Source organism: Gemmatimonadales bacterium, from assembly GCA_019637315.1.
Taxonomy (GTDB): Bacteria; Gemmatimonadota; Gemmatimonadetes; order Gemmatimonadales; family GWC2-71-9; genus SHZU01.
The window spans coordinates 61959-81594 of record JAHBVU010000005.1 but is presented as its reverse complement, the minus strand read 5'-3'; the positions used below and the strand labels follow the sequence as shown (position 1 = coordinate 81594).

Here is a 19636-nt window from a genome sequence, read left to right as displayed (position 1 = left end):
GACGCCTACTGCGGCTTCTTGAGCCAGCGGTAGACCACCAGGATTACCACGGCGCCGATCACGGACCCGATGAAGCCGACGTTCGGGTTCATGCCGAGTACGCCAAAGAGCCATCCGCCAACGACGGACCCGCCGATGCCGAGCAGGGTGGTAATGATGAAGCCACCCGGCTCCTTCCCGGATACCAGCAGCTTGGCCACAGTACCGACGATGAAGCCGATCAGGATGGTCCAGAGCAGTCCCATGGTGCCTCCAGCAGAATGAACGTTTCTCGAGGATCGGGGCCTGGTCACTTGCCCCGGAGCCTCTCATACGCACCCAGGGTCAGGATTGTGTCAGTCGGAACGCCCCCGCTGAATGCGATTCGCCGAAAACTGCAGTAAGTCGCTGAGGGCCATTTGGCCCCTGCCCGGTCGGCCGCGATCGATCCACCCCGGGCCGCGACGCGCTATCTCAAGCAAAAGCAATGACTTGCCAACACCGCCCATAGTCGTCTGACGGCCTCCGGCCGGAGCCGATACCGGCACGGGATCTGCTCGAATGGCCGGTGCAATCTCTCTCCAGGAGGCAGCCGTTCATGAAGCCCAACATCGTAGTCGCGCGGTTCCGGGACGGTCGGGTTCTGAAGGGATCGAGCCTCAACGTCGACCCGAACCGGCCGACTTTCCACCTCAGAACCGAGAACGGCGAAGTCGTTGTCGTCCGCCTCCAGGACCTCAAGGCACTCTTCTTCGTCAAAGATCCCAGTGGAAACTCAGACTTCCAGGAATCATTTGAGGCCACCCCTGGCGATGCCCGCCTGGTCGGCGCCAAACGAATCTCCGCCCGATTCGAGGATGGCGAGACCGTCGTCGGTATGACCCACAGGTGGCCCCTGACCGGCGACTCCTTCTTCATGGTGCCGATCGACCCGAAGAGCAACAACCTTCGCATTCTGGTCAACCGAGCCGCGCTCGCTCAGGTCGAGCGAGTCGACCCGGGAGCCGCAGCGCCAGCCGCGGCTCCTGTCGTTGGGAAGGGCTGATGTTTCAGCGCGGCGGCCGCTGCGCATCCCGCGCCGGCTTGAACTCGTTGCCAGGTCGCCACTCGGGGAAGCGATCGCTCTCTGCCAGCCAGTAACCGATCTTCAGCAGCAGGCGCAGGTCGTCCACCGCACCATCCATCCGCCAGAACGGTTTCACCTCGTCCGACGGCTTGTGATAATCCTCGGCAATGTAGCGCTCGCGCGCTTTGGTCCCATAATCCGGTGACTCACCCACGAAATCGACGCCGCCGTCGGTGTAGAGCGCAGGTACACCCACCTTGGCAAAGTTGAAGTGATCCGAGCGGTAGTAGTAGCCCTTTTCCGGCTCGGCGTCCGGACGCACGGTTCGCTTCTGGATGGCCGCCGCGGCCTGCACCTCGTCGTCGAGCTCGGAGGCGCCGAGCCCGATCACCGTCACGTCGCTGGTGCGGCCGTCGACATTGACGCCATCGACGTTGATGTTGGCCACCGTCTGGGCCAGCGGATAGAGGGGTCGCTCCGCATAGTACTGCGAACCGAGCAGCCCCTGCTCCTCGGCCGTCACCGCCAGCATCACCACCGTGCGCCGAGGCGGGGTGGGCAGCGCCTTGAAGGCCCGGGCAAACGCCAGCAGCGCCGCAGTTCCGGTCGCGTTGTCGAAGGCGCCGTTGTAGATCGAATCTCCGTTGATGGCCGCTCCGACACCGAAATGATCCCAGTGCGCCGTGTAGATGACATACTCGTCCCGACCCACCGGATCGCTGCCGGTCAGCTTGGCAATCACGTTGCGTGATTCGACGGTGCGTCGAGTCGACTTGAGATTCATCGATGCCGTCAGACCGAGCGGCACCGGGGCAAACTCCCGAGTCGCTGCGCGTGCCTTGAGCTGATCGAAGTCCTGCCCGGCCAGCGAGAGCAGCGACTTCGCCTGCTCGAGCGTGATCCACGCCTCGATCTTGGACCGGCTGGCATTGTTGTCCGGCCCGATGATATTGAACCGCTCGCCGCCCATACCCTGCACCACGGTAAACGGATAGCCGGCCGGCTCCGTTTCATGGATCAGGATGACGGCATCGGCGCCGTGCCGCATGCCCTGCTCATACTTGTAGGTCCAGCGGCCATAGTAGGTCATGGCCTTGCCGCCGAAGACCGTGGAGTCGAGTCCGCTCGGATTGTTGGGATCGGGAACCGGTGGATCGTTGACCAGCATGACGAGCGTCTTGCCCTTCGCGTCGAGATCCTTGAAATCATCCCAGTTGTACTCGGGCGCCTGGACTCCGTAGCCGACGAACACCATCTCAGAGTTGCGGACGGCAACATCCGAAACGTGGCGAGTCCAGGCAACCACATCGTCCCGGAAGCGAAGCGTTCGCGCCTCTCCACCGCGATACACCACCAGGGTCGAGGCCGGATCCGGGGTGATTCCGACCAGGGGAACCTTTTGAATGAAGCTCCCGTCCGGATTGCCCGGCTCGAAGCCGATCGCGCGGAACTCCCGCTCCAGGAACTCGACCGTTCGATCCTCACCCAGCGTGCCCGGACCACGGCCGAGGAAGGAGTCGGACGCCAGAATCTTGATATCGGCAAGGAGCTGATCCCCCGAAATCGCATTCAGTGCTGCCTCGGGAACCGTCGGACGCGCGGCCCCCGGGCCGTCCGCCTTGGGGCCGCAGCCCGCGAGCACCAGAATGATTGCCGCACTCAGAATTCGCATGCCCGATTCCTCATGATTTGCCTGCAACCGGCTGTAACGCCAGTGGCCTTGGAACAACGTTGAAAGGGTGGAGCCGACGATCGCCCGCCAGACCTTCAATAGTACTTCGCAAAGGGAACTGGCCCAAGACACGGCGGGTCGTCGGGACCTGTTCCGACGCAGCGAGGACCGCTGCCTCGCAGTAGCTTTGAGGGATGGTCACTCGCCGCAAGCCCACCAACCGACGGATTTCGAGTACGGCCCAATCCGAGCCGGCGACGAACAACCGATCCAGCTACGCCAGGATCTATGCAGCCGTCCGGCGAATCCCTCGAGGGGCAGTGATGAACTATGGCGCGGTGGCCGAACTGGCCGGCTTGCCCGGCCGGGCCCGCCAGGTTGGCTATGCCATGCACGCCCTGCCAGCCGGGACGACGGTGCCCTGGCATAGGGTCGTCAATGCGCAGGGAGCCATCAGCCGACGGGCACACCCGGGAAGCGAGCTGACTCAGCAGGTCCTGCTCGAACGCGAGGGCATTCGGTTCAACAGTTTCGGTCGGATCGACCTCGAGACCTATGCCTACCGCCCCGGAGCCCGAGTGTCACGGAAGGGGCGCCGCGGAGCCGCCTAGCCAGCGAACAACGCCCTGGAAAACGGCAACGGCAGCCCAGATCACGCCGATCACGGTTCCGAGCAGGCCAGCGGTCACCGCACCAAGCAGGAGCGCACTCCGCCGCCGGGTTCTGTGCGGCGCCAGCCGCCATTGCTCGAGCAACTTGAGATTGCGCCGGTTGGCCTTCCAGCCGATGTCGAACAGGTCGCCGAGCAGGGGAATCAGCCCGACCACGGCGTCGACCCCAATATTGAGAAGCATCCGCGCGGCAACCGGCGCCCCGACCCCCAGTCGGATCGAGGCCAGCACCAGGTAAGCGCTGACAACGGCCCCGGCGGCATCCCCGATACCCGGCACCAGGCCGATCAGCCCATCGAGACCAATCCGAATGCCCGTGCCCGGGATGGCGACGGCCTCGTCCATGAGGCGAACCAGGACCCGGAGGCGCTCCACAGCGCGATCCTCGGCCGGTCCCGCCGATACCCCCTTGGGCTCATCGATCGCCATGGCTGTCTCCCGGGCCAGGCTGAATGGTAGCGAGGGCTCCGGACGCAGCGTCACCCCACACCCATGTCGACGATTGACAGGTCTGACCAGACTAGTCAATTTCAGTCATGAAACGAAGCTACTCCCTCTATGAGGCCAAGGCCCGACTCTCCTCGCTGGTCCGGATGGCACGTGAGGGGCAGCACGTCATCATTACCGTCCACGGAGAGCCGGCCGTCGAACTCCGGCCCGTCGAACCGCCGGCCCCGGACCTGGCTGGCCGACTCGCGCAGCTCGAGGAGCGCGGCCTGATCACACGCCAGCCCGTCACCAGCGGTTCACTCGAGCCTGTGGTTCGGCGGCCCGGGGCCCTGGCTCGCTTCCTCGACGACCGCGACTAGATGGCATTCGCGTACGTCGACACGTCGTGCCTGATTGCCGTCGCGTTCGGCGAGCGCGGCAGCACGGCGCTACGGCGCAGGCTGGCCCAGTTCGACGGTCTGTTTGCGTCCCCCCTCCTCGAAGCCGAGCTGCGCGCCGCATACCGGCGCGAAGGTGTCGCAACAGAACCGGCCGCGCTCGAGGCGGTCTCCTGGGTCGTTCCCGACCGCCCACTGAGCCCGGAAATCAAGCGCGTGCTGGATACCGGCTACGTCCGCGGCGCCGACTGCTGGCACCTCGCGACGGCCCTCTACCTGGTCGAGGATCCTCCCGGTCTGACCTTCCTCACTCTGGACGAGCAGCAGCGCGGCGTCGCCCGACGCCTCGGCTTCGAAGTCTGACCCCGGCCGAGTCCGCAACTGCGGCCCTGGCTCCATCGTAGGGCCGACCTTCCAGGCCGAAGGCCGGGCCCGGACCGCAGCGCTACCCGCCGCAACCCCAGAACCGGCCGCCCGATTGAACTATTGTCGGGGGTCAGGTGTCCTATCTGTTACCGAGCTCGGAGCGTTCATGGACCACAATCCGGAGGCGGGCCTGATAACCCGGGTCCTCGGCGGCGATCGTCTGGCCGCGAGGGAGCTCTATGACACCCATGCCCGGCGAGTGTACCGAGTGATTTACCGACTGGTGGGAGACGACGTGCTGGCCGAAGAGTTCACCCAGGACACCTTCGTGAAGGTCTTTCGCGGGCTGGCGGGATTCCGCGGAAACTCCCAACTGGGCACCTGGATCCACAGCGTCGCCGTAACGACCACCATGAACGGGCTCCGGACCCTGCGCCGCCGCTCCACCCGGGAGTTCGCGCTGGACACCGCGGCCGACCTGCCGGCCCCGAACCGGACGGTCGAGCCCGATTTGAAGGACCGGCTGAACGCGGCCATCGATGCGCTGCCGGAAAAGTTCCGGGTGCCGGTCGTGCTGCACGACATCGAAGGTTTTACCCACGCTGAGATTGCCCGCATGCTCGGCGTACCGGAAGGGACCTGCAAGACACGGCTGATGCACGGCCGAGCCAAGCTCAGGCAGGTTCTGGCACCATTCAAAGGCGTTGGCGGGACGGAGGCAGCCGTATGAACGAACAGGAACTCGAACGCTTGCTGCGCGAAAGCGGCGATCATTACCGGATCCCGCCCGAGCCACGACTCGATGCCATCTGGCGACGGGTCGAACACGCCACTTTCGATGCGCCGGCGCCGACGGTGACTCCCCGGCGGACCTGGCTCGGGCCGCTGGCTCTGGCCGCGACCCTGGTCATCGGAGTCGGTCTCGGCTTTGGTGCGGCCAAGTTGGGTCTCGACTCGCGCGACGCTGATCCGGTCGAAACCGTCGCGGTCGGTGCCCCGGCCCCCAACCCGTTCGTCGGTGTCGCGGGAGATTACCTGCAGCAGACCAGCGCCTTGCTGGCCGCCGTGACCCATGACCCCAGCGGCGATGCCTTCATTCCTGGCGCCATCGGTCGAGCGCGCGAACTGCTCTCGACGACTCGACTCGTCCTCGATGCCGGAGTAACCGATCCGGCGCTGCGCGATCTGCTCGAAGACCTGGAGCTGGTGCTGGTCCAGATCGTTCGGCTGCCGCAGAATCGCCCGGCCGCCGATGCACAGCTGATCAACGAAACCCTGGACCAGCGCGACGTGATGCCACGGCTCTCGCTGTTCCTGACCAATGCCAGCCTTGCGCCATGAAGGAACCTGTCATGTACTTGATTTGTACTACCGCGCTCGTGGCCGCCCTGCTGCCGGTTGGCCTTGCTGCGCAACGTCCCGCGCCACGCCCGGCTGCTCCGCGGGCGCCCGTTGTCGCCCAGACGCCTCGAGCGAATCCAACGCCGATCGCTCCGGAACCCCATGTCTGGAGCATCGCTCCGCATGCAGCATGGGACGCGTATCACGATGTGATCGTCGATCTCGACTTCGATCTCAGAGCCATGACGTTCGACATGGACCTCGACGGACTGGCACCACTCGCGCCATCGACGCCCTTGACGCCGTTCACGCCGCTGGCCCCGATGGCTCCGCTGCCTCCGATGACGAGCTACTCGACCGACTCCTGGCCGGCCTGGGCCCCCAACGGCTTCGCCGCACTGCCCGGGCTCAGCCGGCAGAGCGGCCCTGACGACTCGCTCTATCGGCGCGCCCGCGAGACCCTCAATCGTGGCGAGTACCGCCAGGCTGCCGAACAGCTGCGCACTCTGACTCAGCGGTACCCCAACTCGCGCCATGTCTCGTCGGCGCTCTACTGGCAGGCGTTTGCGCTCTATCGAGCGGGCTCGGACGCCGAACTGCGCCAGGCCGTCGAGGTCCTCGATGAACAGCAGAAACGATTCACCAACCGGCGAGACGACGATGACGTCAACGCCCTGATGACTCGGGTCGTCGCGACGCTGGCTACCCGAGGCGACTCCCGCGCCGCAACCCGGGTGCGCGAGCGCGCAGCCCAGGGCGGACCGTCCTGCGATCAGGAAGACCTGTCGGTCCGCACGGAGGCACTTGGTGCGCTGGTGCAGTCAGACCCCAGCTCCGCAACGACACTGCTGCAGCGCGTCCTGGCCAGGCGCGACGAGTGTTCGGCGCCGCTCCGCCGCCGTGCGGTCTATCTGATCGGACGTGACGGCATCGGCGGTGGAGTCTCCGAGCTCACCGAGATCGCCAAGAACGATCCTGATGTCTCGGTACGGCGCGATGCCATTGCCAGGCTGGCACAGCTGCCGGGCGGCAACCCGGTTCCACTCCTCGAACAGTTGCTCGCGAGCACGGATGAGTCGGGTCAGCGCGCCATCGTCCAGTCGCTCCGCAATATCGAAGGGGCCGAGACCAATCGGGCCCTGCGGCGCATCATCGAGCGCGAGGACCTCGCCACCTCGGTTCGGGTCGACGCCATCCGCAGCCTGAGTCGCTGCTGCGGCCAGACTCGGGTTCAGGCCGCACGGCAGGGCGCCGTGTCCGCCTCTGGCCGAACCTTCACGATCGGTTCGAATTCCTCGGGATCGACGCTGACGGACGCCGACGTGGCCTTCCTGCGCGCCGTCTACGATCGGAGCAACGAACGCGAGATCAAGACGGCAGTACTCGAAGCAGTGGCCGGATCGAGCAGTGGATCGGCCGACCAGTGGGTCATGAGCATCGTTCGCAACAACAACGAGGACATCCGATACCGCCGCTCGGCCCTGCTGCGACTGCGACGCTCCGATGTTGCGATCGAGGAGCTGAGCAAGCTCTACGACACGCTCGACGAGCGTGAGCTCCGATCCAGCATGGTCAGCATTCTCGGCACCCGAGAGGAGCCTGCGGCGACGGACAAGCTGATCGAGATCGCCAAGAGCGGCACCGATCCGGTGATCCGGCGGCTGGCCATCAACGTCCTGGCCAAGAAGAACGATCCCCGCACCACCCGACTCCTGCTCGAACTGGTGGAACGATGAACGCCTCTCTCGTCGCCGCGACCGCGCTGCTGCTCCTGACCGCTCCTGGCAGCGCCGACGCACAGGACCTGCGCCGCCGGATCGAGTCTGGCCCGGACGGCATCGTTACGCTGAGTTACCCCGCGCGCCCCGATGCCTGCGGCTATGGACTGTCCGTGCTGCGCATCGGCAGCGCCAGCGGCGGATGGGTCTACTCGAACATTGACGGCGTCGACGGCAACCGGTGTGACACCGGACCGGCCATTGCGGTGATCAATCGCGCGGGCGGCGCCGTGTTCTCGATCCGAGTCGGGATCGGCCCGGTACCGGCCCAGGTCCGAGGGACGGACCTGGGTACCGTACCAGCCGCGCAGGCGGCCGAGTACTTCCTTGGCCTGGCAGAGCGAAGCGACGGCCGGGTGGGACGTGACGCCTTGCTGGCCGCGGTGCTCGCCGACCATCACGACAACGCGACGGGTTTGCTGCGGATCGCCGGCGCCCCGACGCTCTCCCGGGGCCTCCGCGAAAGCGCTCTCTCATGGCTGGGCCGAGATGTGGCGCAGGACGGCGCCGGAGCCAACCGTGCGCTGATCGGTGCGCTGGTAGCCATGGCCCGAAACGAGAATGAAGCTTCCTCGGTCCGCGCCAGGGCCGTTACCGCCCTCAGTCGCGCCGAAGGAGCCGCCACCGCCGAGCTCACCGCTCTGGCGCGAGACGAGTCGCGCGAAGTGGCTCGGGCGGCGCTGTCCGCGCTCAGCCGCAGTCCCGACCCGAAAGCGCGCGAAACTCTGCGGCAGGCAGCGCGCGATCGCTCCCTTCCCGAGGCGGTACGCATCGAAGCCATTCGTGGACTGGGCGGCCGAGATGGCACCCCTGCCGAGCTGGCATTTGTTCGCGGATTGTGGACAGAGGAGTCGCTCGGTGCGGATACGCGGCAACGGATCCTGCAGCTGGTCGGCGAAGCCGGCGGTACCGAGAACACGCGCTGGCTGATGAGCGTCGTCCGCGACGAGCGTCAGACCGCCAATGTCCGCAGTCGCGCGATTCGGGCAGCGGAGCAGGCCGGGGTTGGGTCGGATGAGCTGGTCAAGCTGTACGACGGCAGCGCCGACCGGACCATCCGCCGCGCGGTGCTCGATGCCCTGGGCCGGATTGGAGACAAACGGGCCGTCGAGCGGATCAAAACGATCGCGACCAACGACACGGACCCGCAACTCCGCCGGGCGGCAATCAGCTGGATTGCCCGCAGCGGCGATTCCGATGCCCGAGCGGCGCTGGCCGATCTCGTCGAGCGGTAGGCGGTATCCCCATCGGAACGGGTGGCGGGGTGAGTGACCTCGCCGCCCGTTGTTTTTTGTCGGATCAGCGCCGTGTCATCGACAGGACCTCGCCGAACTTCCCGTCGGTCCAGCGGCCACTGTCGAGCGCGAGCTTCCCCGCCACCAGAATCGTCTCCATTCCCTCGGCCAGTTGGTGCGGATCGAGGTAGGTAGCCCGGTCGCGAATCCGATCGAGATCGAAAACCACGACATCGGCAATCGCCCCCGGACGAATCACACCACGATCCGTGAGGTGCATGACCGTGGCCGGCAGCGACGTCATGCTGCGGATAGCCGTCGGCAGATCGATGACGCGACGCTCCTTGACGTACCGATGGATCTTGCGAGGAAAGGTGCCGTTGCCGCGCGGGTGGGGCCGGCCCTCCCCGGGGGCGACCAGACCCCCATCGGACGAGGTCATGACCCAGGGCCGACGCATGAAATTGGCGATGTCGTCCTCGTCCATCACGAAGTAGACCAGTTGCGGACTGCCTCGCTCGATCAAGTCAGTCACGACGACCTCAGCTGGCTTGCCATGCTTGGTCGCAGCCTGAGCGAGGGTGAGGCCCTCGATGCTCGGATCGAAGGCGACACGACTGAACTGCATCTTGTCCGCACCGCCAAGGCGCGCAACCCCGGCAGCCGCAGCCTCCCGGATCCGAGCCAGCGTATCGGGGTTCCGCAGCCGGGCCAACATCCGCTCTCGGCCGCCCTCGACCACCCAGCGCGGCAGCACGTTGGCCGCCAGACTCGTGCTGGTAGCTTCGTACGGGTACTGATCGGCAAAGATCTGGACGCCTCGGTCTCGCGCGCTTTCGATTCGCCGGCTGGCCGCTTCGGACAGACCGAACGCCGGGATTGCCGACTTGATGTGGGTCACGATCCCGATCAGCTTAGCCTCCTCAGCGACCTGGATCAGTTCGTCGACAGCCTCGATCAGCCTGTCACGCTCATCGCGAATGTGGCTGGTATAGACACCGCCGTACTCTGCAACCACCTTGGCCAGCTCGACGAACTCTTCCGTCTTGGCAAAGCTTGAGGGCGCATAGTAGGGCCCACTCGACAGCCCGAACGCACCCGCGTCCATCCCGGCCCGGACGACCGCCTTCATCCGATCCATCTCTGCCGGGGTCGCATCGCGGGCATCCTGCCCGACCACCTCGCCACGGAGCGTATTGTGCGGCACCAGGAGCGCGACGTTGACACCGAGGCCGTGTCGAGACAGCTCCGCGCGTTGCATCACGAGGTCGGTCGGCCCGCCGCCGTCGGGGTTGACCACGACCGTTGTCACACCCTGAGCCAGCAACTGGCGCGCGCCACTCAACTCGGGGCGCGCCAGGCCGCCCGCCGCGTGCGAATGGACATCGATAAACCCCGGGGCGACGTACCGGCCAGCAGCATCGACCACGCGGGTCGCCGTCGCGCCCCGCAGCGACCCCACAGCAACGATACGACCGTCGCGAACAGCCACGTCGGCGAGATACCACGGATTCCCGGTCCCGTCGAGCAACCGACCGTTGCGAATCAGAACGTCGAACCGCTCAGGCTGCTGCGCACGCACCGGCAAGGCAAGACCCCCCACCACGCCTACCCAGACGACGAGTCGCAGCACAGACGGCAACCAACGAGACTCGGTTGATCGGAACATCGATACGCCTCACGCGATAGGATCTGTTGTGCCGGCCCCACCCCCGATGGAGGCCGTGGCAACGAGAATGGAATGTTCAGCCTGATCACGGTCGGACGCAATCCCAGCCACCGCCGGAAACACGACAATTCCAACATCCGCAGCCTGCGGGCAGCTAGATTAGATCCACCTCCTGGGATCGGAGCTCGATCGTGCACTCCAGCCGGCGCATCGATGGTGAGGCTGTCGGGAAAACGTGGCGGAGTTCCGGTCTCGTGCTCGTCATCGACGATGAGCCCGGGATCGTTCGCTATGCCTCCCGTCTGCTCTCGACAATCGGCTTTGAGGTTCGCTCCGCAACGGACGGTCCCACGGGCCTGCAGTTGTTCAAGGACAACGAGAGCCGGACACGTCTGATTCTCCTCGACCGCACCATGCCTGGCCTGTCCGGAGATCAGCTGATGGCCGAGATCCACCGGATCAGACCGAACCTTCCTGTCGTGATATCGAGCGGCTATCTCCCGCCGGTCGAGATCGAACGCTTGCGGCGGGCCGGCGCGGCGGGGTTCGTCGCCAAGCCATACGAGCGGGACGAGCTGGTGGGTGCCGTACGTGGCGCCCTGAGCGAGACTGGCAGCCGTTGATGACGCAGCGGCTCTCACGATGGGCCCTCCTGCTGTTCGGGTCAGCCGTACTGGCCGGCTGCATCCCCGGTCAGCCGTCGATCCTGGCACGACCCCAGGCAGACTGGGCAGATGCCGAAAGTGTACGCAGCGACACCCTCGCGGCCGGGCTGATCCTGCACACGGTCCAGCTTGCCCGCGGGCCCTGGGTCGTCAACCTGCTCGAAGCCGATCGCGCCTCATGCTGGAATCCGGTGGCCATCAAGGCCGGTGGCCAGGCGGTCGGTCGCGCGCCAACCTCAGTCTTGCTGCGCACACTCGCCGACACGCTCGCAGTACCGGTTGGCGGCGCCGTGAACGCTGACTTCTTCAGCTTCGACCCCCCCGGCATCCCGGTCGGTGCCCACATCAACGATGGCCAGGTGATTTCCGGACCGTCGCCGAGCCGGCCGCTGGTTGGATTCGATCGGAGCGGCCGGATTTGGATGGGCGTCCTGGGTACCGCAGGATTCCTGCGAGCGGACGGCGATTCGATTCCGCTTGCCGGATGGAATCAACGGCGGGCGGACGGCATTCGTCTGTTCGACAGCCGCTGGGGGAGGGCAACCGACTCCGCATCGCGGACGCTGGAGCTCGCCGTCGACTCGTCGGGGCGCATTATCACCGTCGATACCACCGATGCCGGCACTCCGATACCGGCCGGCGGAAGTGTGATTGCCATCGACGGCGCGGACAGCTCACTCCATGCGCAGCGTGCCCGAGCGCTCCGAGTCGGCAGCACGGTTACCTGGCGGATTGCCCTGGCGCCCCTGACGCCGGTCGTTGCGGTTGGTGGCCTACCCGTCCTGCTGACCGACAGCGTCATCACACCGCGGCTCGACAGCATCGGAGGCGCCAACTTCGGCCCGATCCGCCACCCGCGCACAGCTGTTGCCGTCCGTCACGACCGCCAGCGGTTGCTGCTCGTGACGGTGGATGGGCGCCAACCCGGCTACAGCGAAGGCATGACCCTGGTTGAACTGGCAGGCTTCCTGAGGGCAATCGGCGCAAGCGATGCCATCAACCTCGACGGTGGCGGGTCGACGACGATGGCCGTTCGCCGCGCGGACGGTTCGGTCGCCGTGGTCAATCGCCCCTCCGACCGCAACGGCGAGCGGGCCGTGGCGAACGCGCTGGCGCTGGTCAGGCGCTGTCGCCCATAGCGGCCGCATCACCCCCATCAACGCCAAGCTGGACAGCTGCATGATCGAGGCGGACGATTCGCCTGCGTGCCCGCCGGTCGACCCAGATGGCCCAGATCACGGCACCAGCTACCACCACCGCCGAAGGCACCCACCAGAGCGCGAACGGAGGTGGCCGCCGAACGGCCGGATCGCGCACCAGCAGCCAGATAGCCAGGAGGACGCCCTCCACCGCCAGCAGCCAGAGTGTAAAGCGGGCCGCGCGACGCTCCCGCCCGCACCGCTCGCGGGCCAGGACGAGATAGTCGCGCATCGTCTGACCAAGTGGTGACCAGACACCGGCGCGATTCCTGAGCGTAAAGCCCCAGATCACGGCCGAATGGAGCAGGGCAACCCCGAGAATCGCGCCGGCGGCCAGGGGGGTCAGGTTCCGCACCGTCCACGCGGTGGCAAGGAGCACCACGGCTGTCACAACAACCTCGAACCCCACGATCCAACGCATCTGGCGACTCTGCCGCTCGACGGTGCGACGGACCCATCGTGCAGGTGCGTCGTCACCCACGGTCTCCCAGGTCCGGGTCCACTGCTGCCATTGAAGATCACCGAGCGACGTCATTCTTCACCTCCCGGGGCGCCGAGCAGCAGGCGCAGTTCCTTGCGAGCGCGGGACAACCGAACCGCCACATTGTTCTCCGAAATACCCAGCACGTCGCCGATCTCTGCATGACTCAAGCCCTCGAGACTGAGCAGCACGACCTGCCGGTGTCCGTCGCCAAGCTGGCGGATGGCATCCAGCAACCGGTCGCGTTCGGAGGCCGCCACCGCCATCGCGTCGGGACCCGGCCGCTCGTCGCGAGCGCCTTCGTCGAGCTCGACCGGGTCGGGGCGACGCCTGCTCCGGTAGGTCAGCCCACGGTTGTGGCCAATCCGAAACGCATAGGTGCGCTCGCTGCAATCACCCCGAAAGGTCGGGAGCGAACGCCAGATGGCAAAACAGATCTCCTGAAACAGGTCATCCCCATCGGCCGTTGTGCGACTGTAGGCAAGCGCCAGGCGGCGCAGTGCCGGACCATGCAGCCGGATGATCCGTTCGAATTGCGGCTCGCCCATTGGAGAGGTAGTCCCTGCGGGCCAGAAAAGCTGTCAGGCTGGACCGAACGGCGCCCCGTTGCCTCGGCGCACGAAGCACCCAAATTATGACGGGCCGGCCCAGAAGCGATTCGCTGCGGCCCGAACGGTACCCGGTTCTCCACCCCAGTCAAATCGGAGGCGATTGCGATGCCGAGCGCCGATCTGCAGGGAGCCACCCTGGGACAGGTGGCCATTCGAGTCCACGATGTCGGTCGCGCCACCGCGTTCTATCGGGACCAGCTGGGCCTGCCGCTCCTGTTCGAGTTTACCGGCCTGGCGTTTTTCCGCTGCGGCGATGTCAGGCTGATGCTCTCCACAGCAGAGAAGCCGGAGTTCGACCATCCGGCCTCGATCCTGTACTATCGCGTGCCCGACGTGGAAGCGAGCTACGCCGAGCTCTCGGCGCGCGGGGTCGGCTTCGTCGACACACCTCATGTCGTTCACCGCACCCCGACCTCGGAGCTCTGGATGGCGTTCTTCCGGGATTCCGAAGGAAATCATGCCGCCCTGATGGCGGAGAAGGCAGCCATCTGAGCTGACGAGCCGGTTCGAGGGCCGTGTAAGGGGAAACGACGGTGGTGAGACTACCGAAGCACCTTCAATTGCGCGCGAGCCATGGCCTCTCTCCGTCCAAGCACCACAACCATTCTCATTTCGGCCGCGCTGATCGCACTGGCCGCGATTGCGACCTGCGCGCCGGCGACAAACGCGACCGCCCACCTGCCCTAGCAGCTGCACTCGCTATAGCAAAAGAGCCGGGCCTGAACGCAGTGTCAGGCCCGGCGCTGGATCGAACAGGTCTGGGACTCTCAGTGTGACAACCGATCCCGACTCGCATAGAGCAGTTCGATCGCATCGGCGACATGCTCGTCGCCGATATGGTGGTCGCCCCGCTCGACTCTGAGGCGATGCGCATTCATCAGCACGTCGGCGGCGCGAAACCCGTCTGGCACCTCGAACTTGTAGCACGCCAGCTCGACCTTGAGTCCGTTGGGGTCCCGCAGGTAGATCGAGTTCATGAAGCCACGGTCGCGCTGGATGAAGCTGATGCCCCTGGCGCGCAGGCGGTCAGCCGCCAGCGCAAAGGTGGCCTGCGACACGTTGAACGCCAGATGCTCGACGCACCCAATCTCGCGCGGCGCATCGCGCCCTGCATCGACCCGCGACTCGTCGGTAAACACGGTCAGCAGGCGGCCGTCGCCAGGGTCGAAGTAGAGGTGACTCTCATCAGCCTTTCCCAGGTTGGGCTGCTCGAAGATGAACGGCATCCCGAGCACGCCCTCCCAGAAATCAATGGCGCTCTGCCGGTTTGAACCGACAATCGTGATGTGGTGAACGCCCTGCACCTGAATCTTCTTCATCGCGCCGCCCTGCCTTAGACCCCCGTATCCTAACGCTTGCGCGTGAAAACGACACCCTCCTGGTACGGCGTCGCAAACGGCGGTCCGCGCATCTCGAGCGCGCCAATCGTTCCATTCGGATCAACCCGGAAAATCGCGAAGGTATTGACTCCGGGCGTGCGCGACACATTCCAGGTCACCCCATAGGTATCGAGATGCCAGTGGTCGAGCTTGCCCCACTGCTCGGCGCTCCGCTTGAGGCTCAGTCCGCCGCCCTCCTGCTCGACCCGGAGGTCGCCGTAGAAGGCATTCTCATAGACGCCGACATAGCGATCCGCAGCAAGCGATGGCCGAGTCCCGGCAACCCGCTGCGAGGTCAGCGCGGCGCGAGCCGAATCAGCACGGCGGCGCTGCTCGAGGGCCTGCGTCAGATACAAGGCGCTCCAGTCGCGCTCGGGTGCCCCGATGAACCGGTCCAGGATGGCAAACGGCAGCGCATTCTGGAGGTTCTGCCCGTCGGTGTTGGTCAGCACGACCACCCCAACGTCGGCCTCTGGAAGCCAGGCCATCTGCGAAAGCATTCCGTCGATGCCGCCGCCGTGTGAGACCAGCAGCTTGCCGTAGTAGTCGCGCAGCCAGAAGCCGAGCCCGTAGGTGTCGAAGTGAACCATCGGCAGGAGCGGATCGCGACCGCTTCCGGAAATCATCTGGGCCGTTTCCATTTCGTCCTGGAACCGCTTGCTCAACAATTGAGTGCCGCGGTACTTGCCATCGCGGAGATGAAACCGGATGTACTGCGCCATATCGAGCACGTTGGCGTTGATCGAACCGGCCGGGCCGACGTTGTCGATGTTACGGTAGTTGATCGGCACCGGCTTGCCGTCCACGAGCGCATGAGGCCGCGCAACATCGGGCCCGGTCTGATCGTTGGCGCTGGTATTGCTCGTCGTCATGCCCAGCGGCGCAAAGATCCGGCGCTTCATGAAGTCGTCCCAACTCATCCCGGACACTTTGTCGACGATTTGCCCGGCGGCCAGGAACATGATGTTGTTGTAGCCGAAGGCCGAACGGAAGCTGGTTGCCGCCGGCTGATGCAGGGTCCGTCGCAGAATCTCATCCTTCGAGAATCCGCTGCCCATCCAGACGGCGTCGCCGCGGAAAAATCCACTGCGATGAGTGACCAGATCACGAACCGTGAGTTCCCGCGTAATGTACGGATCGGACATCGCGAACTCGGGCAAGTATTGCATCATCCGATCGTCGAGCTTGAGCTTGCCCTCATCCTGCAGCATCCCGAGCGCCACGACGGTAAACGACTTCGAGTTCGAACCGATGGCAAAGCGGGTTCGCTCGTCGACCGGATCGGACTTGCTGATGTCCTTGAAGCCAAAGCCCTTGGCGTAGATGACGGAGTCGCCTTTGACGATTGCCACGGCCAGGCCGGCCACGTTCCAGTTCTGACGGGCCTTTTCGATGTAGACGTCGAGGCCGCGAAGGGGATCGGTTTGACGTTGGGCAGAGGTGGGTGCAGCGAAGGCCGCAAGCGCGAGCAGGCCTACCGCCAGAAATCGGAACAGGCGCATCATGAGATCCTCGATGGAAACGCATTGGTGGGGGACGCATCGAAAGATCGCCATCCGTACCCGAGCCGCAAGGGGAACAGGTCGCCCGGGGACGAGATGGCTGCGCCTGACGCTAGTCTGACCGCAACGCCACCACCGGATCGATGGCCGCCGCCCGCACGGCTGGCCGCACGCTGGCAATCACCGCGACCCCAACCAGCAGGACGATCACGACAACCAGTGTGAGTGGATCCGTCGGCGCGACACCGACGAGAAAGCTGTTCAGCAGCCGGCCCATCGCAAGCGCACCAAGCATGCCGACTCCAATCCCCGCGGCGACCACGACCAGCGACTGTTTCACGACGGTCAGCCGGACCGACCCTGCAGGCGCCCCGATGGCAATGCGGAGGCCGATCTCCCTGGTGCGGCGTGCCACCGAATAGGCAATCACGCCGTAGAGCCCGATCACACTGAGAAAGAGTGCAGCGGCAGCCGAGATGCCGAGCAGGATCATCAAGACTCTGACGCGCCCGAGCGACGCGGTCACGATGTCGTCCATGGTGCGGGGATGCTCGACCGCTGCGGCCGGGTCGAGCTCGCGGACGATCTGGCGCACCTCCGGCATCAATGCCAAGGGGCTGCCGCCAGCGAGCTTGACGACCAGGCGCATCCGCGATGGCGGTCGCCACAGCCAGGTTCCGGGAATGGCTTCAATCGGAAAGAACCCGACCTCAGGCGGCGGCAGATCGAGTCCCCGCCAGCGAAGATCCCGGGTTACCCCGGCGACACGATACGAAGGTCCGGTTCGCGGTGACGGCCCGTTCACGGCCCGATCGAGCACTCGGCCATCAGGGAAGATGCGCCGCGCCAGAGCATCCGACACGAGCACGCCGCCCGTCTGTGCGTCGACGTCTGCCCAGGTCAGATCCCGCCCTTCGAGCTCGATGCCGAGTGCGGTGAAGTATCCCGGTCCTACGACGGCGTTGAGAATGCAGGCCACGTTGGTTCCCAGGTCGCGATCCGGGTAGTCGAAGACCGAGCATCCGTCATCAGTATCGAGTGGCACTGCGGTCCCGACACTGGCTGCGCGTACGGCAGGCAGTTCCTCGAGCCGCTGAGTCAGCCGGCGATAGAATCCGGTGGTCCGGTCATAGCTTCCATACTCGCTGAATGGCAGCGACACGTCGGCGACCAGCACGCCGGAGGGATCGAAGCCGGGCTTCACGTCGCGAAGCGACTGCAGACTCCGGGTCAGGAGACCGGCTGCCGCCAGCAGCACCATCGCCACCGCCACCTGGGCGACGACGAGCACGTGACGGGTCGCGTTCTCGCGTCGCGACGGGGTAGTTCCTTGGGCTGCCCGCACGGCCTCGCCGCCCCTGGGGTCGATGGTGAACTGAATCGCCACAAACGCGAGTCCGGCAAGCAGTGCAACGGTCGCGGCAAACCCGACCCCTCGCCATTCGAGCGACACCTCGGTCAGCCGAGGCAGCGTGACGCCCTGACCTGCCCCACCCGGCAGTGCAGCAACCAGGAGTTCGAGCCCTCCCCACGCCAGGCCCAGGCCAAGCAGCATGCCTGCTCCGGCAATCAGAACCGCCTCCGCGAAGTGATGCCAGGCGAGTTGCCGACGATTGGCGCCGAGCAGCGCCCGAACGGCCACCTCACGCCTCAGCGTCTGGCTTCGCACCAGAAACAGATTCGCCACATTGGCCGCTGCAATCAGGAGAACGAGGATCGAGGCCGCAAAGAGGACCCAGAGGGTACGCGGCGCCTCGCCGATTACGGTGTCTTTCCAGGGCACTGCCCGAGTGGTAAAGCCGGTGTTCTCCATGAAACGCGGCGAGTACGCCGAGGGAAAGCGCTCGATGTAGGTGGCCGCGAGAGCGGCGAGCTCGCGCGACGCCGTTTCCGGCGTCGCGCCGTCTGCCAGCCGCGCAAAGGCCCGATAGACGTGATTGTTGTAGGCGGGCCCGCCTGGCTGATACCGCTCGGGAACCCAGAGATCGACCGGCCAGTCCGGAAGACCCGCGCTCCCGGCCGCGACGCCGACGACCTCCGCTGTCGCCCCTTCGACCCGAATCGAGGCACCCAGCACATCGGGAGAGGCGCCGTATCGGCTGCGCCAGTACGCCTCGCTGAGCACGACGACTCCCGGCGACGCCACATCGTTGTCGGTCTCGAGCAGCAGGCGGCCCAGCAAGGGCGAGGCGCCGAGCAGCGGAAGCGCACCGGCCGTCACGATGCCGGCGTTGACACGGCTGGCCTGGTCGTCGATCGAGACCGTGAGCCGCTGGGCGCCGTGGAGCGCCACTGCGGCCAGACTCCCGGCTTCCCGCTGAAACAGCTCGAACTCGGCCGTCGAGATATTCCACTCGTGTCCGGGGCCGATCTTGGGAACCGGATGCATGATGCGAACCAGACGGTCGGCATCCGGGTACGGCAGCGGGCGCAGCACCACCGCGTCGAGCACCGTGAAAACCGCCACGCTGGTGGCGATCCCGACCGCAAGCGTCAGCACCGCCACCAGGCTGAAGCTCGGTGTCCGGCGCAAGGATCGCCAGGCCCGACGTATTTCCTGCCGAGCAACCGTGAAGGACTCCTGCCGTCGGTCGCTGCGGCGAAGCGAGCGATCTTCGCGGCTGGCCTCGCGCTGGTAGCGCACGGCATCGCCGAAGCGCCGGCGAGCTTCGGCCTCGGCCTCCGCCTTCGTCATCCCGGCGGCGAGATTGGCCTCGACCTGGGCCTCGAGATGGTGGGTCATTTCGTCCCGCAGGTCGGCCTCGACGTCCCCCCGGCGAAGCAGGTCCCGCAGCGACTGGTACTTATCCGGCAGCCAAGCCATGGCAACGCTCCTGGTTTAGGTCGATTGTCCCGGTTCACTCGCCATGACCAGGCCGACCACTTGGGTGAATCGGCTCCAGTTCCGACTTTCGGTGGACAACTGCTCCCGACCCGCCGGCGTCAGCTCGTAGTACCGGGCTCGGCGCTTGTTGGCGGTGATGCCCCACTGGGCTCGGAGCCAGCGCTTTCGCGTCATCCGGTGAAGCGCCGGATAGAGGGACCCCTCCTCGATGGTCAGGGCGTCCCCGGTCCGTGCCTCGATCCACCGGGCCACACCGAAGCCATGGTTCGGCCCCCACGACAGGGCCTTCAGGACCAGCATGTCGAGGGTACCCTGCAACAGATCCAGACTCATCGGAATCCTCTCCCTTA

At 65.8% G+C, this 19636-nt stretch carries 21 protein-coding genes; 11 read left to right on the top strand and 10 right to left on the bottom strand.

What is annotated here, in order from left to right; genetic code table 11:
• Positions 1-5 precede the first annotated feature (5 nt).
• Positions 6-245: a GlsB/YeaQ/YmgE family stress response membrane protein gene (locus KF785_06365; GenBank protein MBX3146378.1), complete on the bottom strand. Its 240-nt coding sequence runs from the start codon at positions 243-245 to the stop codon at positions 6-8.
• Between the two features lie 332 nt (positions 246-577).
• Between KF785_06365 and KF785_06360 the strand changes: the two genes are divergently transcribed.
• On the top strand, positions 578-1024 hold the full coding sequence (locus KF785_06360; protein MBX3146377.1) for a hypothetical protein: 447 nt from the start codon (positions 578-580) through the stop codon (positions 1022-1024).
• Positions 1025-1028: 4 nt separating this feature from the next.
• On the opposite strand, the gene KF785_06355 is transcribed toward KF785_06360, so the two are convergent.
• Positions 1029-2717 (bottom strand): M20/M25/M40 family metallo-hydrolase, encoded by a 1689-nt coding sequence (locus KF785_06355; GenBank protein MBX3146376.1) that lies wholly within the window; start codon positions 2715-2717, stop codon positions 1029-1031.
• A 194-nt stretch (positions 2718-2911) separates the two neighbouring features.
• On the opposite strand from KF785_06355, the gene KF785_06350 reads away from it, so the two are divergent.
• Positions 2912-3328, top strand: coding sequence for a methylated-DNA--[protein]-cysteine S-methyltransferase (locus KF785_06350; GenBank protein ID MBX3146375.1), 417 nt, complete (start codon positions 2912-2914; stop codon positions 3326-3328).
• Here KF785_06350 and KF785_06345 read toward each other — a convergent pair.
• On the bottom strand, positions 3299-3817 hold the full coding sequence (locus KF785_06345) for a DUF4112 domain-containing protein (GenBank protein ID MBX3146374.1): 519 nt from the start codon (positions 3815-3817) through the stop codon (positions 3299-3301). The genes KF785_06350 and KF785_06345 overlap by 30 nt on opposite strands.
• A gap of 107 nt (positions 3818-3924) precedes the next feature.
• On the opposite strand from KF785_06345, the gene KF785_06340 reads away from it, so the two are divergent.
• The 6 genes from KF785_06340 (at position 3925) to KF785_06315 (ending at position 8935) form a co-directional block, all read left to right on the top strand.
• Positions 3925-4197 carry a type II toxin-antitoxin system prevent-host-death family antitoxin gene (locus KF785_06340; protein ID MBX3146373.1) on the top strand — a complete coding sequence of 91 codons (273 nt, stop codon included), beginning with the start codon at positions 3925-3927 and terminating at the stop codon, positions 4195-4197.
• Positions 4198-4578, top strand: a complete 381-nt coding sequence (locus KF785_06335; GenBank protein ID MBX3146372.1) for a type II toxin-antitoxin system VapC family toxin — start codon at positions 4198-4200, stop codon at positions 4576-4578.
• A 169-nt stretch (positions 4579-4747) separates the two neighbouring features.
• Positions 4748-5311, top strand: a complete 564-nt coding sequence (locus KF785_06330; protein MBX3146371.1) for a sigma-70 family RNA polymerase sigma factor — start codon at positions 4748-4750, stop codon at positions 5309-5311.
• Positions 5308-5922, top strand: a complete 615-nt coding sequence (locus KF785_06325) for a hypothetical protein (protein MBX3146370.1) — start codon at positions 5308-5310, stop codon at positions 5920-5922. Before KF785_06330 ends, KF785_06325 begins: the two co-directional genes overlap by 4 nt.
• A complete protein-coding gene (locus tag KF785_06320) occupies positions 5919-7658 on the top strand; it encodes a HEAT repeat domain-containing protein (GenBank protein MBX3146369.1) in 1740 nt (579 codons plus the stop codon). The genes KF785_06325 and KF785_06320 overlap by 4 nt, the downstream gene beginning before the upstream one ends.
• Positions 7655-8935, top strand: coding sequence for a HEAT repeat domain-containing protein (locus tag KF785_06315; protein ID MBX3146368.1), 1281 nt, complete (start codon positions 7655-7657; stop codon positions 8933-8935). The genes KF785_06320 and KF785_06315 overlap by 4 nt, the downstream gene beginning before the upstream one ends.
• 64 nt (positions 8936-8999) lie before the next feature.
• Here KF785_06315 and KF785_06310 read toward each other — a convergent pair whose 3' ends face one another.
• Positions 9000-10604 carry an amidohydrolase family protein gene (locus KF785_06310; protein ID MBX3146367.1) on the bottom strand — a complete coding sequence of 535 codons (1605 nt, stop codon included), beginning with the start codon at positions 10602-10604 and terminating at the stop codon, positions 9000-9002.
• A 191-nt stretch (positions 10605-10795) separates the two neighbouring features.
• Here KF785_06310 and KF785_06305 point away from each other — a divergent pair, with 191 nt between their 5' ends.
• On the top strand, positions 10796-11227 hold the full coding sequence (locus tag KF785_06305; GenBank protein ID MBX3146366.1) for a response regulator: 432 nt from the start codon (positions 10796-10798) through the stop codon (positions 11225-11227).
• Complete coding sequence (locus KF785_06300; GenBank protein ID MBX3146365.1) at positions 11227-12408, top strand: phosphodiester glycosidase family protein; 1182 nt, start codon at positions 11227-11229, stop codon at positions 12406-12408. Before KF785_06305 ends, KF785_06300 begins: the two co-directional genes overlap by 1 nt.
• On the opposite strand, the gene KF785_06295 is transcribed toward KF785_06300, so the two are convergent.
• Positions 12389-13003 (bottom strand): hypothetical protein, encoded by a 615-nt coding sequence (locus KF785_06295; GenBank protein ID MBX3146364.1) that lies wholly within the window; start codon positions 13001-13003, stop codon positions 12389-12391. The two genes, KF785_06300 and KF785_06295, sit on opposite strands and share 20 nt — an antisense overlap.
• A complete protein-coding gene (locus KF785_06290; GenBank protein MBX3146363.1) occupies positions 13000-13497 on the bottom strand; it encodes an RNA polymerase sigma factor in 498 nt (165 codons plus the stop codon). Before KF785_06290 ends, KF785_06295 begins: the two co-directional genes overlap by 4 nt.
• Before the next feature lie 168 nt (positions 13498-13665).
• Here KF785_06290 and KF785_06285 point away from each other — a divergent pair, with 168 nt between their 5' ends.
• Entirely contained in the window at positions 13666-14052 is a 387-nt protein-coding gene (locus KF785_06285) for a VOC family protein (protein MBX3146362.1), read from the top strand.
• A 275-nt stretch (positions 14053-14327) separates the two neighbouring features.
• Here the strand turns inward: KF785_06285 and KF785_06280 are convergent, their stop codons facing one another.
• From KF785_06280 to KF785_06265, 4 genes are all read right to left on the bottom strand, one after another.
• A complete protein-coding gene (locus KF785_06280; GenBank protein ID MBX3146361.1) occupies positions 14328-14879 on the bottom strand; it encodes a VOC family protein in 552 nt (183 codons plus the stop codon).
• A gap of 29 nt (positions 14880-14908) precedes the next feature.
• Complete coding sequence (locus KF785_06275) at positions 14909-16444, bottom strand: serine hydrolase (GenBank protein MBX3146360.1); 1536 nt, start codon at positions 16442-16444, stop codon at positions 14909-14911.
• Between the two features lie 109 nt (positions 16445-16553).
• Positions 16554-19265: an ABC transporter permease gene (locus tag KF785_06270; GenBank protein MBX3146359.1), complete on the bottom strand. Its 2712-nt coding sequence runs from the start codon at positions 19263-19265 to the stop codon at positions 16554-16556.
• Positions 19266-19280: 15 nt separating this feature from the next.
• Complete coding sequence (locus KF785_06265; GenBank protein MBX3146358.1) at positions 19281-19619, bottom strand: PadR family transcriptional regulator; 339 nt, start codon at positions 19617-19619, stop codon at positions 19281-19283.
• Between the last annotated feature and the right edge of the window lie 17 nt (positions 19620-19636).

What these genes read in the sequence shown, in the direction of transcription:
- KF785_06365 (MBX3146378.1), bottom strand. Translation starts at nt 245, where the DNA reads ATGGGACTGCTCTGGACCATCCTGATCGGCTTCATCGTCGGTACTGTG.
- KF785_06360 (MBX3146377.1), top strand. Translation starts at nt 578, where the DNA reads ATGAAGCCCAACATCGTAGTCGCGCGGTTCCGGGACGGTCGGGTTCTG.
- KF785_06355 (MBX3146376.1), bottom strand. Translation starts at nt 2,717, where the DNA reads ATGCGAATTCTGAGTGCGGCAATCATTCTGGTGCTCGCGGGCTGCGGC.
- KF785_06350 (MBX3146375.1), top strand. Translation starts at nt 2,912, where the DNA reads ATGGTCACTCGCCGCAAGCCCACCAACCGACGGATTTCGAGTACGGCC.
- KF785_06345 (MBX3146374.1), bottom strand. Translation starts at nt 3,817, where the DNA reads ATGGCGATCGATGAGCCCAAGGGGGTATCGGCGGGACCGGCCGAGGAT.
- KF785_06340 (MBX3146373.1), top strand. Translation starts at nt 3,925, where the DNA reads ATGAAACGAAGCTACTCCCTCTATGAGGCCAAGGCCCGACTCTCCTCG.
- KF785_06335 (MBX3146372.1), top strand. Translation starts at nt 4,198, where the DNA reads ATGGCATTCGCGTACGTCGACACGTCGTGCCTGATTGCCGTCGCGTTC.
- KF785_06330 (MBX3146371.1), top strand. Translation starts at nt 4,748, where the DNA reads ATGGACCACAATCCGGAGGCGGGCCTGATAACCCGGGTCCTCGGCGGC.
- KF785_06325 (MBX3146370.1), top strand. Translation starts at nt 5,308, where the DNA reads ATGAACGAACAGGAACTCGAACGCTTGCTGCGCGAAAGCGGCGATCAT.
- KF785_06320 (MBX3146369.1), top strand. Translation starts at nt 5,919, where the DNA reads ATGAAGGAACCTGTCATGTACTTGATTTGTACTACCGCGCTCGTGGCC.
- KF785_06315 (MBX3146368.1), top strand. Translation starts at nt 7,655, where the DNA reads ATGAACGCCTCTCTCGTCGCCGCGACCGCGCTGCTGCTCCTGACCGCT.
- KF785_06310 (MBX3146367.1), bottom strand. Translation starts at nt 10,604, where the DNA reads ATGTTCCGATCAACCGAGTCTCGTTGGTTGCCGTCTGTGCTGCGACTC.
- KF785_06300 (MBX3146365.1), top strand. Translation starts at nt 11,227, where the DNA reads ATGACGCAGCGGCTCTCACGATGGGCCCTCCTGCTGTTCGGGTCAGCC.
- KF785_06295 (MBX3146364.1), bottom strand. Translation starts at nt 13,003, where the DNA reads ATGACGTCGCTCGGTGATCTTCAATGGCAGCAGTGGACCCGGACCTGG.
- KF785_06290 (MBX3146363.1), bottom strand. Translation starts at nt 13,497, where the DNA reads ATGGGCGAGCCGCAATTCGAACGGATCATCCGGCTGCATGGTCCGGCA.
- KF785_06285 (MBX3146362.1), top strand. Translation starts at nt 13,666, where the DNA reads ATGCCGAGCGCCGATCTGCAGGGAGCCACCCTGGGACAGGTGGCCATT.
- KF785_06280 (MBX3146361.1), bottom strand. Translation starts at nt 14,879, where the DNA reads ATGAAGAAGATTCAGGTGCAGGGCGTTCACCACATCACGATTGTCGGT.
- KF785_06275 (MBX3146360.1), bottom strand. Translation starts at nt 16,444, where the DNA reads ATGATGCGCCTGTTCCGATTTCTGGCGGTAGGCCTGCTCGCGCTTGCG.
- KF785_06270 (MBX3146359.1), bottom strand. Translation starts at nt 19,265, where the DNA reads ATGGCTTGGCTGCCGGATAAGTACCAGTCGCTGCGGGACCTGCTTCGC.
- KF785_06265 (MBX3146358.1), bottom strand. Translation starts at nt 19,619, where the DNA reads ATGAGTCTGGATCTGTTGCAGGGTACCCTCGACATGCTGGTCCTGAAG.